Origin of the sequence: Chitinimonas lacunae (assembly GCF_042650885.1) — a bacterium.
Taxonomy (GTDB): Bacteria; Pseudomonadota; Gammaproteobacteria; order Burkholderiales; family Chitinimonadaceae; genus Chitinimonas_A; species Chitinimonas_A lacunae.
Genome location: NZ_JBHSBU010000001.1, coordinates 1818172 through 1835537, shown reverse-complemented (window position 1 = coordinate 1835537; position 17366 = coordinate 1818172). Strand labels below are relative to the sequence as shown.

Here is a 17366-nt window from a genome sequence, read left to right as displayed (position 1 = left end):
AATTATTTATTTTCGAGTATCAGCTTGATCTACGGCATCGGAACCGATCTGGTGGAAATCGCCCGGCTTGAGCGGGCCTATCAGCGTCATGGCGAGCGGCTGTTGAGTCGGATTCTGGCTCCGGCCGAGCGCACTGGTTTTATTACCGCGCCCGAGCCAGCGCGGTTCCTGGCCAAGCGCTGGGCGGTCAAGGAGGCGTTTGCCAAGGCGACGGGACTGGGGGTGCGGCCACCGCTTGCGCTGTCTTCGGTCTGGCTTGAACACGACGCGCTGGGCCGGCCCGAGCTGCGCTTCGATGAGCCATTGACCGCCTGGCTGGCACAACGCGGCATCGGCCGCGCCTCGGTTTCGGTGAGCGACGAGCGCACGATGGCACTGGCTTTTGTGGTGCTGGAGCGGCTTGACTGAAGCGATCTCGGCCACTGTGGGAAACCGGGCATAGCGACCTGACGGTGGACGACATATAAAGGAAGGGCAAGCCTGTGTTGCCAGTCTTTATCTCGCGGAGCTGCCATGATCGCCATCGAACACAAAGCGCACTGCGTACTCGCCGCCGTGGCTGGGGAATTCAGCCTGAAGGACTACCGGGAGTTCGAAGACAATGTGCTGTACGAACTCAAGTTTCATGGCCGCCCCAATCTGTTGTTCGACCTGACGGAAATGCTTGGTTACACGCTCGATGTGGTATGGGAGGAAATCCGTTTCTCGCGTGCCCATCGCAGCGATTTCGGCCGGATTGCGGTCGTGACCACCGATCAGTGGACCACGTGGGCAACCTGGGTGGCCCAGCTGTTCGTCGATAGCGATGTGCAGATATTCAGCTCGGCAGTCGAGGCCGAGCGCTGGTTGCTCGAGGCCCCTGCCACAGCCTGACCCGCCGCGACAACGGCCCGCGGCGCGATGGGCGGCTCGCCGCCCCTATTCGGCACGGCAACGCCGTCCGGATTTTGTCATAATTGGCCGTTCCTTCCTGAAGCGACGCCCATGCGCAAACTAATCGGATCGCTCAATACCCTGCTGCGCCGGGAACTGGACCCATTGTCCGACCCGCGCTCCTCCACGCAGTGGCTCAAGGAACAGCGCAGCGGTGATCTATCGCAGCAACTGCGGTCGGTACGCGAGATCGTGTCGCGCGTGCCCGAGCGCGAGGTGTTCGATCTCGCCGGCCTGCAGGCGCTGTTCAGCCTCGACGAAGCCGCCCAACCGAGCTTCGAGCTGCTATGCCAGCAGTACATCCAGAATCCGCGCATGGGCAAGCAGATCGAGGAAAAGCTGTGGGACGACATCATGGGTTTTGCCCGCGCGATGTTGAATGCCTACCACCGCTATATCAAGGTCGAAAACCCCGCCCCTGACGAAGAGGCCGGCTTTACCCAGGCCACGCCCGTGATGCTGGCGCGGGCGCTGCGGCTGATCGGCATCCAGGTCAAATGGCACTTCTTCCGCTTCGAGGCGCCGCCGCCACAGTTGTGGGCCGGTGCCAATCAGATGTACCGACTGTCCGAAGTCAGCGGCGTCGATTGCGATCCGTTCGAGATCTACCCCAATGACGAGGAACTCACCACCTCGTGTGCCGACGAGTTCCTGCGCATCCAGATGCTGGCCACCCTCAACAACGGCAACTTCACCCTGCGTCAGTTCGACTGGGCCGACCGCTGGCTCGGGCTGTGGTCGCGCCATATCCAGCTCGAGCGCCGCTACCGCGACGGGGTGCATCAGTTCTGCGTCAATCTGGCCGAGCCGACCGGTCCCAGCAAGATCCACGCAGCGGTCGAAGGCGATCTGATGCGTTTCTGGGGTGTGGGCGAATTGCTCGCCGAAATGAATCGCACCATGCAGGCGCTCGAAGCCGGCGATTCACCAGCCAGACTTGGCCTGGGCGACGACGCGCGTATGCCGGCCTGTCTCGAATTCATGCGCCAGCTCGAAATCCTGTGGGCGCGTGAGCGTAACCAGCAGATCCATCGCAAGGAGCGGACCAAGGTCAATCGTCTGGTCCAGGTGATCCACGGCCTTGACAGTATCTTTGAGGTGGTGCGTCAGGACGACGAGAGGATGATGTCGCGCAGTGGCCTGTCGCGCGCCCCGGATGCCGACGAGCTGGTCGATATGAAGCTCTATGGTTACGTTACCGAGCGCACCCAGCGCAAGCTGGCGATGCAGCAGGCGACCAAGCATCAGGTCTACGGCAACCGTCCGGTTGCCGCGGAACACGACAACTGGGTGATCGACAACCAATCCCAGGGTGGGCTGGGCGTCGTGCTGCCGCTGCAGGGGCATGACTGGGTCCGGCTCGGCGTCCTGCTGGCCATGCGCAACGACGACAAGAGCCACTGGCTGATCGCCGTGGTGCGCCGGCTCAACCGGGTCAACAGCGAGCAGCTCTACGCCGGTATCCAGATCCTGACCACCACGGCCGTATCGATGTCGATGCGGGCGCTGGAGCAGGAACGCCATCTGGAGATGATGCCCGGCAGTATCGATGTGGTGCCGGTCGGCATGGTGCTGCAACGCCAGGGTCTGTATATCCCGTATCAAAGCGAGAACCGCCGCGCCAATACGCTGTTGCTGCATATGGCCGACTACCAGGTCGGCCGGCTGTTCGAAGTGGTGGCACGCGACAAGGTATTCCTGGTGCGGCTGTCCGAAGTCCTGGAAAAAGGCCCCGATTGGATCTGGGCGGTGGTTGAGGTGGTAAAGCGTGGTTGAATGAGCTATGCGCAGGGCGCATAGCGATCAAGCCAAACGCCATACTCAGTCTCGAAATCAATAAAAATAGCCATGCAAATTTTGCATGGCTATTTTTTGTCGTTTGGACCAACAACCGTTCGCCTCTACCACCGGCTCAAGTCCACAACTCCATGGGTTGCGTCAGCGACCGGCCTGAGTCTGCTGCGCTGGGTCCGGACCCGCTGACGCCAAGTTTTTCCGGACATGCGCTCTCAGCGATCTTTCTGCGGACACAGCGCGTCTGACGTGGGGACACTCAAGCCATCAGCCGGCGCAACCAGGCGCCGATGGCGGCGGTTTCGGGGTCGTAGACGGCATGGGGAATTGGGTAGCTATGCCATTCAAGCGGATTGCCACGGTTGGCGATCGCTTGACGGGCCAGATCGCCGAGCGGGTAGGGCACTACCGGGTCCTGGGTGCCATGGGCGGCAAAGATCGGGGTGTGCTGATTGGCGGCGGTCGCTTCGGCGGCCACCATGTCGGGCAGTGGCAGATAGGTTGACAGCGCAATGATCCCGCCCAGCCGCTCGGGGTGGGTCAGGCCGGCGGTATAGGCCATGGCGCCGCCTTGCGAGAAGCCGGCGATAACGATGTGGTCGGCCGCAATGCCGCGCTGCTTCTCGCGCTCGATCAAGGCACGGATCGCCTCACGCGAGGCGCGCACGCCGGCTTCGTCGGCATGGCGCTCGAGCCGGTCGAAATGCAGGATGTCGTACCAGGCCGGCATTTCATAGCCCTGGTTGCAGGTGACGGGGATCACCGGCGCATGGGGAAAGACAAAGCGCACGCCCGGACTGGCCGGCAATTCCAGATCGGGCACGATCGAAGCGAAGTCGTGGCCGTCGGCGCCCAGGCCATGGAGCCAGATCACGGCCCAGCTCGGCTGCGGACCGGTTTCGATTTCAACGGCGGGAAGAAGCGGTGTGGTCATGGATCAACCTTGCTGGTCGGGATGGCAGAAACAGTCGGTCAGATGGTCGTTGACCACGCCGATTGCCTGAAGATAGGCATAGATGATGGTGGTGCCGACAAACTTAAAGCCCAGCCGGCTCAACCCTTTCGACACCGTATCGGACAGCTCGGTCCGGGTCGGTGTGCCCTGGCCGCGTTCGAAGCGATTGAGCAGCGGCACCCCATCGACATGACGCCAGAGCCAGCCATCGAGGCTGTCGCCGCGTTCGCGCAGCGCCAGGTAGGCGCGGGCGTTGTTGATGGTGGCGGCGACCTTGAGCCGGTTGCGCACAATGCCCGGGTTGGCGAGCAGCTCGGCCACGCGCGCTTCGTCGAAGCGGACGATCTGTTCGGCGTCCCAGTCGGCGAAGGCGCTGCGGTAGTGTTCACGTTTATTGAGAATGGTCTCCCAACTGAGCCCGGCCTGGGCGCCTTCGAGATTGAGCATCTCGAACAGGCGCGTCTCATCGTGGCAGGGCACGCCCCACTCGTGGTCGTGGTAGTCGAGATAGCGCGGATTATTGGGATTGGCCCAGGAGCAACGAACGAGCGCGGTAGTCATGGGGCGCCATTGTGCCGCGTCGCTGCGCGTCCCACAACGCGCCGCAACCCAGGAAGCGGCGCTGAGCCGACCTCGGCTGCGAGGCGGCTCGGCAAGTGCGGCGGACGCACCGGCGATCGTGCTTTTGCTGGACTGGCAAAATCGTTCTGCGCCGATGGGTCCGTCCCGGACGTGGCGCGTCCACCGACCTCATCCATCTGAAAAGCGCTGCCGGCCTCACCACCGCATTTCCGTTCAAATCGGCGTCAGCGCCAGCTCTGGTTGAGCGCTGGGTACCGGCACGCTCAGGGCCAGACACGCTGACGCCGAATTGTCTGGAAAGGCGCCAGGTGCCGAGCTAGCGCACCAGCGGCGGGATGGGCTTGGCCTTGAAGGGCGTTACCGGCTGCTCCTTGAGTTTCTTTTGCAGCAGTTCGATCGCGGCGTCGAGCTGGCGGTCCTCGCCCTGGAAGCTTGCATAGGGCGGATTATCGACTTCGATATCGGGCTTGACCCCGACGCCTTCGATCATCCAGGTGCCTTCGGCATCGAACTGCGGGGTTTCGGCCGCCCGCATGATGCCGCGGTCGGCCAGACGGTTGCGGTCGGACAGCCATACCCCGGCGCCGGCGGTGCGCTGGCCGACCAGTGGCCCGAGCTTCAGTGCCTTGATCCCGGCGGCAAAGGTTTCGCCGTCGGAATAGGTCATGCCGTCGATCAACACCACCAGATGCCCGCGGAAGGTCTGTTGCATATTGCCGTAGGGCTTGCCGTAAGGCGGGCTCCAGAAGGCCCAGGAGCGGCGCAGCAGCTTCTCGATCACCCAGCTGTCGATATTGCCGCCGTTATTGCTGCGCACATCGATAATCAGGCCGTCGCGTTGGAAGTTGGCGTAGAAATCCCGTGCGAAGGCGGCAATATCGTCGCGGCCCATGGCGCGCAGATGCAGGTAGCCGATCTTGCCCTGGCTGCGCTGCTGCACCCGTTCGCGCCGGCTCTGTTCCCAGTCGCTGTAGCTCAGATTGGCCGTCTGGTTCAGATCGACTGGTGTCACCACCGAACGGATGGTCTCGTTGCCGCGCCGGGCGTCGAGCAGCACCTGTTGCCCGGCCTGATTGAACAGCAGATCGCCGATATCGCGCACATCGTGGGTCGGGCGGCCGTTGACCGCCACGATCACATCGCCCTCGCGGATTGCCACGCCGGTGCGGGCCAGCGGCGAGCGCTCGGTCGGCAGTTCGGGATCGCTGCGATAGATATGCACCACCTTGTAGCCATCGGCCACCCGCTCAAGCCGGGCGCCCAGGCTGGCGGCGCCGACATGGTCGTTGCCACGGCGCAGATCGGCCCCGCCGACCTGGGAATGCAGCGTTCCCAATTCGCTGACCATCTGGGTCAGCAGATCGTCGAGTTCGGCCCGGTCGGTGAGGCGCGACAGCAGCGGCTGGTAGCGTTGCCGCACGGCTTTCCAGTCCACCCCGCGCATGGCCGGATCGAACAGATAATCGCGCTGCATGCGCCAGGCGTCACCAAAGATCTGGCGCCATTCCTGCGGCGGCTGGATCGCCAGCGCCCAGTCGCTGACCCGCAGCTGCGACTTGGCAAAGTCGGTCGGCAGCTTGGCGGCGGCATCGACGATATACATATCGCCCCAACCGTTCTGTTTGCCGCTCTTGGCAAAGAACAGCTTCTTGCCATCGGCCGACAGCGCCGCACTGCGCACTTCATTGCTGAACAGCTCAGGCTGCGGGCTGTTGGCATCGATGGCCAGGGTCTTGAGCGCGGTCTTGCTGTCGTAGCCACCTTCCTGTTCGAGGAAATACAGCCGCTTGCCATCGGTCAGCAGACCTTGGTAATTGCCCGAGGCCAAGGGCACCTCATAGAGCCGCTCGCTCAGACCTTCCCAAGCGATGGGGGGGGTTTTCTTGTTTTTATCTTTGTTTTCTGCACCGTTATTTGCAGTTTTATTGTCCTCTTTATTTCCATTGGCACCGTTTTTCTTGCTGTCGGACTTGTCGTCGGCATCATCGGTCGCCAGCTCGTCCTTGGGCTGGAACGGGAAACGATGGCCCGGTTGCAAGGCGATGGCGTAGAGCTTGCCGCGCCGGTCGAAATACGGACCCATATTGCGATCGCCCCACGGGCCGCGCTGGCTGGCCTGGAAATGGCGCTCGGAAATGAAGTACAGCCAGCGGCCGTCCGGGGTGAAGGCGGGTGAACTCGACTGGTAGCGGTCGCTGCTCAGTGGCACCAGCCGGCGCTGGTCGAGCGAATAGAGCAGCACCTGGTCGCGCTGGCTGTCGCTGTCGACCCGGGTAAAGGCGATGGCGCGGCTGTCGGGCGACCAGACCACGGCGCTGTATTCGGTGTCGCCGCCGACGGTGGCGTCGTCGATCTGTTCATTCTTGCCTGTGGCGAGATCGAGCAGCCACAGCCGGCCGCGCTTATCGTTATGGGCCAGCCATTTACCGTCGGGCGAAGGGTTGAGCGACAGGCGCTGGCTGACGCCATCGTGGGTCAGTTGCCTGCCACCGGGGCTGCCGTCGGCCGGGAAGCGCCATACCTCGGTTTCACCGCTGGCGTCGCAAATGGCGTAGACCCATTTGCCATCGGGGCTGAGCACCCCGGCGCGGGCGCGGCTGCCCGGCGGCAGGGCGATCTCGACCCGGCGCTGCGGACCATTGCTGGCCAGCACCAGCCGGCCTCGGGCAGTCAGCAGCACGCTTTCGCCCTTGGCGGAGAAATCGACTTCGGTCAGATAGTCGAGCGGCTGTTTGATCCAGCGCTCGCGCATCTGCTCGAAATCCGAGGTCAGGCTGATGGCGATGGGGCGGTCCTGGTCGTCGGCAATATCGTAGCGGCGCAGATCGGCACCCCATTGATAGACGATCCGCCCCTGGCTCAGCGCGGCATTGCGTACCGCGAAATCCTGATGGCGGGTGTGTTGTTTCAGATCGCTGCCATCGCGGCGCATCGACCACAGATTGTCGATGCCGTCGCGATCGCTGATGAAATAGAGCCGGTCCTGCCACCACATCGGCCGTTTGCTCGAACCGTCGAAATCGGGGTGGTAGCGCACCGCCTCGGCCTTGCCGTCGAGTTCGAAGCGCCATAGCTGGGCGGCGGCGCCGCCACGGTAGCGGCGGGCGTTGTCATTGGTGAGATGGAGGCCGTAGCGGGTAAAGAAGACGGTCTTGCCGTCGGGGTCGAAGCTGGCTTCGTTGGCGTCGAGCAGCGGCAGGACGCGCCGCTTCATGCGGTGCGGCTCGACCGCCACCACGACGCGCTGATCGGCCTGACCGGCCGGGGCGCGGGTCGAGAACAGCACCTCGCCCTGGCTGCTCCAGCCCACCACTTGGGCACGGGCGCCTTCAAAGCTGAGCCGTTTGGGCTGGCCGCCGCTGCTTGGCATCACATAGGCTTCGAGCGTGCCTTCGTAATTGGCCGAGAAAGCCACCCAGCGGCCATCGGGCGACAGGGCGGCGTGGGTTTCCTGGGCAGGATGGGTGGTAAGCCGGTTGGCGCGACCGCCGCTGACCGGGACGGTCCATAGATCGCCTTCGGCGGTAAACACCACCTGATCGCCGGCAATCGACGGGAAACGGAAGTAGCCCGGCTGTTCGGCCGCCCACGGCATCAGCGTGCCGAGGGCCAGACCAAGTGCCCACGTCAGCTTGGAAACCTGCATCGCTCTCTCTCCTGTTTTGTACTGAAACGCATGAAAGCCGCGAGTGTACACGCGGCTTGGTTGCAGGTGGTCGGCCCAAGGGGACGGCACGGGCACAGAGCGGTTCTGCCCGGCCGATCCTCGAAGAAAAAAGGAAGTCACGGCTCCGCTCCCTGTCCCTCGGGTGTCCAGACGACCAGACGGGACCCGACTGCTGGGCCTGCAGCGACAATGAGGCGTTACGTTGCTTTGCCGCCAGAGCCTTTCCGTTGGAAGCGAGGTTGTCGCGTCTGGATTGGAAGGTCCGGATGCACTGAGGCCGGACTGGCTGGAAATGCCTTAAGGCGCGCTGTTGGGGCGGGCCTGGACGCTGTTGCCAGGCCCGGGCGGCCTTAGCCGGCGGGCGGTTCATCGGTCGAGACTTCACTCTCCGTTGCCCGCCTGCGCGAGGCGGGCACGTCGATGCCACGGCGTGTCAGCGCCTCGCGCAGCAGGTATTCGATCTGACCGTTGACGCTGCGCAGCTCGCGGGCGGCCAGGGCTTCGAGTGCCTGCCACAGTGCCGGATCGATCCGGAGCGCAAAGGCTTTCTTGCCGGGACTTGCCATATCAGTTGTAAAGCGTGCCGCTATTGATCACGGGGGTAGCGTCCTTCTCGCTGACCAGTACCACCAGCAGATTGGTCACCATGGCCGCGCGGCGTTCGTCGTCGAGTTCGAGCAAACCTTTTTCCGACAGGCCGTGCAGGGCCGCCTCGACCATCCCGACCGCGCCTTCGACGATCTTGCGCCGGGCCGCCAGCACCGCTTCGGCCTGCTGGCGCCGTAGCATGGCACCGGCGATTTCGAGTGCATAGGCCAGATGGGTCAGCTTGGCGTCTTCGATGGTGACGCCCGCCGGTTGCAGCCGCTGTTCCAATTCGCGCCGCAGCAGCTGCGCCAGCGCTTCGCCGCCGTTACGCAGCGTCAGCTCGCGGCTTTGTTCATCTTCGTCCAGATGATCATAGGCATAGCAACTGGCCAGTTGGCGCAGCGCGGTTTCGCTTTGCAGATGGACATACTGTTCATAGTCATCCACTCCGAAGGTGGCCTGGGCCGTGTCATTGACCCGCCAGACCACGGCGGCGGCGATCTCGATCGGGTTGCCGCGCTTGTCGTTGACCTTGAGCTTATCGCAGACGAAGTTGCGCGCCCGCAGCGAAATCTTGTTCTTGATCAGAAAAGGGTTGGCCCAGCGCAGCCCCTGGCTGCGGTCGGTGCCGCGATAGTCACCGAACAGGGTCAGCACGGCCGCCTGGTTGGGCTGCAGCATATACAGCCCGCCGCCACCGATGAGCAGCGAGATACCAAACAGCACCGGGGCAATCAGCAGGCCGTCGGTGCCCGCCAGCAAGAGCACCGCACCGGTCACCAGCAGCGGTACGAGCAGGCTTGAGAGCAGCGCCAGATAGCCGTTGTGACTGGTATACGAGATTTCCGGGGTAGGGGTCTGCATGGCGATTCTCCTGATTTCGTTAAAAGATGCTTTCTCATCATAGCCATCAAAGTGATATCACTTTGATGTGATCGAAGCTTAACTGCTTCGCCGTAGCTCGACAAGTGGTGCGGTGGTGCGGGGCGCCTAATCCCCAAGCGACGGTAGCAAGGCTGGGGACGAGCTGTGGATGGTTGCTGCAAGCGGTTGATTGGGAATGGGAAAATAGAATTGCTTATTTTTTGTGCAATCGAGAGGCAATGGGAGGAAATGTTTATTTGGTGTTTTCTTACACGGAGCTTTTATTTTGATTGTTCAATTGTTCAATAAAAATCCCGAATCTATATGTAATCAGATGCAGTGCTGTCCGTATATGCTGAACATATGATCAATTTAAATTCTGCGGCAAGGTGGATAAAACGCTGCTGGCATAGAAAGCCGGTAATGACCTGGCAATTTTTCACGTGCAACAATCGTTTCTGAAGGCTTGCGGGAGAATTGTTGAAGCGTGATACAATCCGCCCGCTTAATTTTTGCGGGTCGACATTCCCGCACCGATCCGGGCAGACAATCGAGAACAACAGCCCGGCAGGCGCTTTACAACAGGCGCCCCAGTCAAAATCGGTTCGCTGATAAATCCATTTGAAACAGAAAATGCGGTGTGGTGAATCCCGGCCTCGTTAATCGAGGGGGAGGGCTGATCTTTGTCCGCCATTTCTTAATGACCGAAAACCGGCCGGCGCCGGTGAGAAAAATTGTTGCGGACTGCAGATTCATACCATGAAAGATTTATTGCCCGATTCCTCCTTCGTGCCGTTTTATCCGCAGGCGCTGGCCCAGCCGGTGGTGGTCTGGCGTAACGAGCGGCTGTCACCGGCGGTCGATCTGTTGCAACACGCTTACTGCCTGCCGATGGAAGGGGAAGCCGCCAGCATCTACGACAGCACGCGCAGCAAGTGCTACTGGGGTGAGCGCTACGGTGGCGAAGGCCTGGGCTCCAACGGCGGTGGCGTGCGCTGTGGACTCGATGGGACCGTGCAGGTCAAGGGCGTGGGCAGAAATCCGCTGGCCGGCACCCGGACCGGTTTCTGGAATACCTATGGCGGTGCCGCGCTCGAAGCGGGGCTGCGTGAGGCGATCTGGGGCGAGGTGTGCCATCTGGCCCTGCCCCATGGCGGCACCCGGGTCCATGGTCTGATCGCGACCGGCACCGACATTCCCTACAAGGGCAACGAGGGCGAGCGGCGGGCGCGCCGGGTATTGATCGTGCGCGAGGCCAGCCTGCGGCCGGCGCACTATATGCGCGCGGTGCATTTCGCGCCCAGCGAGGAAGTCCGCCGCGACTATCCCGACGAGATCAGCCGGACCCGCTCGGCCATCGGCCTGCTGGGCCGCGGCTTTGCCGCTGCGCTGGGCGAGCCGGTGCCCGATGCGGCCGATGCGGCGACCCTGAACCACTGCCTTGAAACCCTGTGCCGCCGTCTGGCCGCCCAGATGGCCGCAGCCGCGGCCAAGCGCATCGTCCATGGCTCGCTCAACGCTTCCAATATCTGCCTCGATGGCGGCTGGATCGACTACGACAAGATGAGCACGGTGTCGGACTACGGCAAGATGCTGACTGGTGTCCAACAGCCGCTGCTATGGTCGCGCCATGGCTGGCTGGCCCACATGCTGGCCGAGTGGCGCTTCTTCCTTGGCAAATACCTGCCTCGTCCCATCGCCGCCGATCTGATATCGCACGAACAGCTCGACGAGTGCTACCACCGCGAGCTGGAGCGACGCCATCGGATCGAATTCCTCAAGCTCAGCGGCATTCCCGAAGCGGCCTTGCAGCAGCTCGACCCGGCGCTATGCGAGGAGGCCTTCCGCTGTTTCCGTCAGATCACGGCCGCCGGCAATGGCGAGCCTTTCCGGCTGGCACCCAATGGTTATTGGGAAATGCCGGCCAAGATGGGCCACTACCACCTCAATACCGTGCTGGTGCTGGCCACCGCCTGTCACAGCCCGGCCCAGATCGACGCCACGCTGCAAGCCGATCTGGCCGATCACCGTCTGCGGGCGCGCTTTGCCGCGGCCTATCACCGTCTGATCGAGTCCTACCGCGCGCTGGCGCTGGCCCAAGGTGCCCGCTCGCCCGACGAATTCCGCCTCCTCAATTCACTGCGGGCCAACGTGATGTTCAGCGAACTGTACCGGCCGACGCTCGATGCCCGGATCGACGCGCTGGTGGCCGAAGACGGGGATCTGGCCGGCTTTGTCGAGCAGATCGTCGCACGTGCCGCCTGGTTGCTGGCCGATCCCATCGATGTGCTCGATCTGAGCCACCCGCTCGGTCGGCCGGCACGGGCCGATCGGCTCGATGGCCTGCAAGGCGGCAGTCTGGCAGGCATCGTGGCCGAGCTGCCTGAATCGATCATTCCCTTGGCGCAGAAGAAAAAGGTCGTGGAATTGTGGAATACACATCGTTGAGCAAGCGGGAAAGTCTCTACCGGGTATTCGATGGCCCGGGTGGCCTGGCGGAGCATTTTCTCAAGGTGGGCTATGTCTGCCACATCATGAGCGGCTTTGAAAGCCATCAGGCCAATACGGTCAATCATGTGCGCGAAATGATTCGCCCGGCGATTCGCCACGACATGATGAAACTGTATTTCGATATCGACGGCTCGCCGGTCGGTTATGTGGTGTGGGCATTCCTGGCCGATGACGTGGTGGCGCGAATCCGGCAGGAAGGCCGTATTCAATTGCATCCGAGTGAATTCAACGAAGGACGGCAATTATGGATTATCGATTTGCTGGTCGCGCCGGGCCGATTGAAATATGTAATGGCCGATCTGAGCAGCAAGGTATTTGCCGCAGAAAACGAGCTGCGCTATTTGCGGCTGGAAAACGGCCGGCCTTGCGTGCGCCATATCCGGCGCGGCAGTGATGGCCGCCTGAAGCTGGGGCGTTCTGTCTGAGCGTGCCGTCATATTCCCTGGATCGATGTTTTGCAGAAAAGCCCTCTTGCCATGCAGCCCACCTCTTTGATTGCCGCACCGTCCACCAACCCGTCCCTGGCCAGCCGGCGCCTCGACCAATGGTTCGAAGCCAGCGCCGCCCGCCTGCCTGAAGCCCTGGCCGTCGTCGCCGACGGCCAGGCGCTGAACTATGCGCAATTGAACCAACAGGCCGATCAATTCGCCGCCGGCCTGGTGCGCACGGGTGTGCAGGCCGGCGACATCGTGGCGCTGGCGTGCGGCCGTTCGGTCGATATGGTGGTGGCGATTCTCGGGGTGCTCAAGTCGGGCGCCGTCTATCTGCCGCTCGATCTGAATCTGCCCGATGCGCGGCTGGGCCTGATGGTCAAGGACAGCGCTGCGGTGCTGGTGGTCTGTAGCGAGGAGGCTGCGGGACGGTTGGCGGACTGTGGTGCGCCGGTCTGCCTATGCGGCGACTGGTCGGTGACGGCACGTCCCGCTGCGCGGCGCCACCCGGAAGCCGCCTATTGCATCTATACCTCGGGCTCGACCGGCACCCCCAAAGGCGTGCTGGTTGCCCATCATAGCGTGGCCAATCTGATCGGCTACTGGCTGACCCGGGTGACGCCGGCGGGCGGGCAGCCGTTCAATGCGTCGCTGTGGACCAGCTTCGGCTTCGATGTATCGGTATTCGAGCTGTTTGTGCCGCTGGCGCTCGGTGGGGCGGTCCATATCGTCGCCGAGGCCGTCAAGGCCGATCCGCTGGGTCTGCTCGATTGGCTGACTGCCCAGGCGATCGAGTTTGCCTACCTGCCGCCATTCTTGATGCGCAAGCTGGCGGAGCTGCCCGATGAACTGGTCGGCCGCCTGTCGCTGCGCTCGCTGCTTGTTGGGGTGGAGCCGCTGCGCGAGGCTGATCTGGCTCGATTGAAAAATATTCTGCCAGAACTTTGCATTATCAATGGCTATGGACCAACAGAAACAACAGTTTTCTGTACGGCTTATCTCGATATCACCGACCATGCGCGTCCGGCGCCGCTGGGGCAGGCCATCGACGGGGCCAGGGTCTATCTGCTGGGGCCGGACCTGCAAGCGGTCGATGGCGGTGAAATCGGTGAAATCTATGTGGCCGGTGCCTGTCTGGCCGAAGGTTATCTGGGGCGGCCTGATCTGACTGCCGAGCGCTTTCTGCCTGATCCGTTCGGCCCGGCCGGCACGCGGATGTACCGTACCGGCGACCTGGGCCGGCAGTTGCCTGATGGCCATCTTGTCTTCTGCGGCCGCAAGGACGACCAGATCAAGCTCAACGGCTACCGGATCGAACTGGGCGAGATCGAACAAGCGCTGTCCACCTGCACCGGCGTGCGCGATGCGGCCGTGGCGGTCTGGGACGGCGCGCAGGGCACAAAACGGTTGGTGGCTTATGTCGTGGCCCAGGATGGGGTGACGCTGAGCGTGGCTGGCCTGAGCGAACAACTGGGCCGCCTGCTGCCGGAATATATGGTGCCGGCCTCGATGGTGTTGCTCGGTGAGCTGCCGCTGGGCGTCAATGGCAAGCTCGACCGCAAGGCCCTGCCGGCACCGGCGGCCACGCTGACCGACTATGTGGCACCGCGCACCGAGCTTGCGCAGCAACTGGCCACGATCTGGGCCGAGGTGCTGCAACTTGGCCGGGTCGGCATGGCCGATGGCTTCCGCAGCCTGGGCGGCAGTTCGATGCAGGCGATCGAGATTTCCTTTCGGATTGCCCGGCGCTATGGCTGTAGCCGTCGCATTCCCTTGCCACTTTCCAATATCACGCTGGCCGACTATGTCCCGGCCGTCGAGGCCGTGCTGGCGCAGCAGCCGGTGGCACCGGTCACGACCCCGGCAGCACAGGCCGGGCGTCATCCGTTCTCCTATGCCCAGGAACAGGTCTGGTTTCTCGAGCAGATGGGCGAGGCATGGCGCGCTTACCGCTTCCATGCCCGCTTCCGTCTGCGCGGACCCTTGCAGATCGCGGCACTGCGGCAGGCGGTCAATCAGTTGATCGAACGGCATACGCTGCTGCGGACCCGTTTCCTGTCCGAAGGCGAGACGCTGCAATGCGAATTGCTGCCGTCGCTGACGGTCGAGGTGCCGGTGATCGATCTGTCTGCCATCGAAGCGGCACAGCGGCTTGAACGGCTTGCCGCCTGTCTGCGTGAAGAGCTGGATTTCCGCTTCGATATCGCCGAGCCGCCCTTGGTGCGTTGGGTGCTGATCCGTCTGGCGGCCGAGGAACACATTCTGTTGCAGTCCGAACACCACAATGTCCACGACGGCCAGTCGATGCGGATCCTGATCGGGGATCTGGCGGCACTGTATTCGGCTGCCTGTACCGGTGAGTCTGCGGTACTGGAACCGGTCGAGGCCGATTACCGGACATTCTGTCTACAGGAAAAGGCCTGGCTGGCTTCGCCCGACTTCAGCCAGCAGCTCGACCGTTGGGCGGCCCGACTGGTTGGCCATACCGACCATCTGAAACTGTTCTCCTACCGTCCGGCGCCGCCTGAGCGCAGCTTCCGGGGGGCGCAACTGCGCCATACGGTTGACGATGCGCTGCTCGATCGGATCAATGCGACCGCTGCCGGACTCGGGGTCTCGCGCTATGTGCTGATGCTGGCGGTGTTCGGCGTGCTGATCGCCCGCTACAACGACCAGAAACGCTTCCTGATCGGCGGTGCCCTGGCCAACCGCTGTTCGCCGCTGTACCGGCGCACGGTCGGGATGTTTGTGAATATGGTGCCGATTCCGTTCGATCTGGAACGGGCACCGTCCTTCCCGCAACTGGTGCAGGCCCTCAACGAGGAAACCGACTTCGCGCTGGCCCACAGCGGTGTGCCGCTGGCGGAAATCGTCAAGCGTCTGCAACTGACCCAGCGTCTCAAAGGGGAGGCGCCGTTCAATGTGTCCTTCTCCTTCCACGATTCGCTGCCGGCCTCGTTCGATTTCCGCGGGCTGGAGGTTGAGCTCGAAGAGGGGCTGCCCAACGGCTCGGCCAAGTTCGATCTGAGCGTCGTCGGCATTCTGGGCAACCGCTCGGCCGGCAAGGCGATGGAACTGGTCTTCGGCTACAACACCGATCTGTTCGATACGGCCACCATCGAGCGGATGGCCATCCATTACCAGACCCTGCTCGAAGCCGTGATCGCCGAGCCGCAAGCGCAGCTCAAGCAGTTGCCGATGCTGAGCGAGGCGGAAGTCCGGCAGCTGACCGCCTGGAACGATACGGCCAAGGATTACCCGCGCTGCGCCATCCACGAGCTGTTCGAGGCACAGGCCGCGGCAAGTCCCGATGCCGTCGCAGTCGTCTTTGGCGAGCAGCAGCTGAGCTATGGCGAACTCAACCGCCGCGCCAACCAGTTGGCCCATCAATTGGTCGAGCTGGGCGTGCGCGCCGACACCCTGGTCGGCATCTGCGTCGAGCGCTCGCTGGAAATGGTGGTCGGCCTCTTTGCCATCCTCAAGGCCGGTGGCGCCTATGTGCCGCTCGACCCCGACTATCCCGCCGAGCGGCTGGCCTACCTGCTGGAAGATTGCGCCGCTCCGCTGCTGCTGACCCAGTCGTGGCTGCTGGCGCGGTTGCCCGAGCATTCGGCCCGGGTGATCTGTCTCGATACGCTGTCCAGCACTGCGCCCGACACGAACCTGACGGTCCGCGTCCAAGCTGAGCACCTCGCCTACTGCCTGTACACCTCCGGCTCGACCGGCCGTCCCAAAGGTGTCCAACTGAGCCATCAGGCTGTGCTGGTCCGTCTGCACTGGATGCAGGAAACCTATCGACTGACTGGCGCCGACCGTCTGCTGCAAAAGACCTCGCTGGGCTTTGATGTGTCGGTGTGGGAGCTGTTCTGGACGCTCGGTTATGGCGCCCGACTGATCGTGCCGCAGCAGCAGGAAGTGCGCGATCTGGAGCGTTTGGCCGATCGGATGGTGGATAGCCAGATCACCTTTGCCCACTTCACCCCGGCCGTGCTCGAACAGATGGTGGACAACCCGCGTCTGCGCCAGGGTCACTCGCTGCGCTTTCTGGTCAGTGGCGGCGAAACCCTGCCGGTCGGGCTGTTCAAGAAGGCGCTGGCCTTGAGTGGCGGGGCTTTCCACAACCGTTATGGCCCGACCGAGGCGGCGATCAACGCGACTTACTGGGTCGCGCCGCAAGGGGAGGCACATCGCGAGACGGCCATCGGCCGGCCGCTGGCCAATACCCGGATCTATCTGCTCGATGCCGATCTGCAGCCCGTACCGGTGGGCGTCCCGGCTGAGATCTATATCGCCGGTCCAGGTCTGGCACGTGGCTATCTCAATCAGCCGGCCTTGACGCAAGCCCGTTTCCTGGCCGACCCATTCGGCCCGGCGGGCGAGCGGATGTATCGCAGCGGTGACCTGGGTCGCTACCTGCCCGACGGCAATATCGAGTTTCTTGGCCGGGTCGATCATCAGGTCAAATTGCGCGGCTTCCGGATCGAACTGGGCGAAATCGAAAGCAGCCTGCGTGCATGTGACGGAGTGCGCGAAGCGGTGGTGACGGTCGATCCGGTGCAATTGCGGCTGGTGGCTTATGTGGTCGCGGCAGCGGGGGTGGACGCCGAAACCTTGCGGCAGGCGCTGCGGCGGCAGCTGCCTGACTATATGGTGCCGTCGAGCTGGGTGTTCCTCGACGTCCTGCCGCTCAACGCCAACGGCAAAGTCGATCGTCAGGCCCTGCCGGCGCCCGAAGCGCCAGTACCGTCGCAGGCCGTGATGGCGGCCGACGCGCTGAGCCCGACTGCGCAACAGGTGCTCGAACTGATGCGTTCGATCGTGGCCGATGTACCGCTTGACCCATATAGCGACTTCTTCGATGTGGGCTTTCACTCGATCAATCTGATGCGACTGGTGGCGAAGAGCCGCTCGGCGTTCGGGGTGCCGCTGTCGATTGTCGAGACCATCGACGCGCAAAGCCCGGCGGCCTTTGCCGAGCTGATCGAAGAAAAGCTGGCAGCCGAGGCGGCCGAATGCGACTGAACCCTGTGCTGGCCGTAGC

General features: G+C 63.1%; 11 protein-coding genes. 6 read left to right on the top strand and 5 right to left on the bottom strand.

From position 1 onward, the window contains the following. Positions 1 to 24 precede the first annotated feature (24 nt). The 3 genes from acpS to ACFOW7_RS07420 all read left to right on the top strand — a co-directional run bounded on the left by acpS (position 25) and on the right by ACFOW7_RS07420 (position 2709). Positions 25 to 408: a holo-ACP synthase gene (gene acpS, locus ACFOW7_RS07430; protein WP_378162680.1), complete on the top strand. Its 384-nt coding sequence runs from the start codon at positions 25 to 27 to the stop codon at positions 406 to 408. A gap of 105 nt (positions 409 to 513) precedes the next feature. Continuing rightward, entirely contained in the window at positions 514 to 873 is a 360-nt protein-coding gene (locus tag ACFOW7_RS07425; protein WP_378162678.1) for a SpoIIAA family protein, read from the top strand. Positions 874 to 984: 111 nt separating this feature from the next. Beyond that, entirely contained in the window at positions 985 to 2709 is a 1725-nt protein-coding gene (locus ACFOW7_RS07420) for a hypothetical protein (RefSeq protein WP_378162676.1), read from the top strand. 277 nt (positions 2710 to 2986) lie between these two features. On the opposite strand, the gene ACFOW7_RS07415 is transcribed toward ACFOW7_RS07420, so the two are convergent. From ACFOW7_RS07415 to ACFOW7_RS07395, 5 genes are all read right to left on the bottom strand, one after another. Then, positions 2987 to 3661 (bottom strand): alpha/beta hydrolase, encoded by a 675-nt coding sequence (locus ACFOW7_RS07415; protein ID WP_378162674.1) that lies wholly within the window; start codon positions 3659 to 3661, stop codon positions 2987 to 2989. 3 nt (positions 3662 to 3664) lie between these two features. Beyond that, positions 3665 to 4243: a DNA-3-methyladenine glycosylase I gene (locus tag ACFOW7_RS07410; RefSeq protein ID WP_378162673.1), complete on the bottom strand. Its 579-nt coding sequence runs from the start codon at positions 4241 to 4243 to the stop codon at positions 3665 to 3667. 337 nt (positions 4244 to 4580) lie between these two features. Beyond that, entirely contained in the window at positions 4581 to 7910 is a 3330-nt protein-coding gene (locus ACFOW7_RS07405) for a S41 family peptidase (RefSeq protein ID WP_378162671.1), read from the bottom strand. A 371-nt stretch (positions 7911 to 8281) separates the two neighbouring features. Continuing rightward, the gene (locus ACFOW7_RS07400; protein WP_378162669.1) at positions 8282 to 8497 is read right to left on the bottom strand and encodes a hypothetical protein; all 216 of its coding nucleotides are present in this window, start codon (positions 8495 to 8497) and stop codon (positions 8282 to 8284) included. Position 8498: 1 nt separating this feature from the next. Further along, positions 8499 to 9383, bottom strand: a complete 885-nt coding sequence (locus ACFOW7_RS07395) for an SPFH domain-containing protein (RefSeq protein WP_378162667.1) — start codon at positions 9381 to 9383, stop codon at positions 8499 to 8501. A 759-nt stretch (positions 9384 to 10142) separates the two neighbouring features. On the opposite strand from ACFOW7_RS07395, the gene ACFOW7_RS07390 reads away from it, so the two are divergent. From ACFOW7_RS07390 to ACFOW7_RS07380, 3 genes are read left to right on the top strand one after another with little or no spacing between them, the layout of a single operon-like run. After that, positions 10143 to 11831, top strand: coding sequence for a hypothetical protein (locus tag ACFOW7_RS07390; protein ID WP_378162665.1), 1689 nt, complete (start codon positions 10143 to 10145; stop codon positions 11829 to 11831). Beyond that, complete coding sequence (locus ACFOW7_RS07385) at positions 11828 to 12319, top strand: toxin-activating lysine-acyltransferase (RefSeq protein ID WP_378162663.1); 492 nt, start codon at positions 11828 to 11830, stop codon at positions 12317 to 12319. Before ACFOW7_RS07390 ends, ACFOW7_RS07385 begins: the two co-directional genes overlap by 4 nt. Positions 12320 to 12370: 51 nt before the next feature. Beyond that, entirely contained in the window at positions 12371 to 17347 is a 4977-nt protein-coding gene (locus ACFOW7_RS07380) for an amino acid adenylation domain-containing protein (RefSeq protein WP_378162661.1), read from the top strand. Positions 17348 to 17366 lie beyond the last annotated feature (19 nt).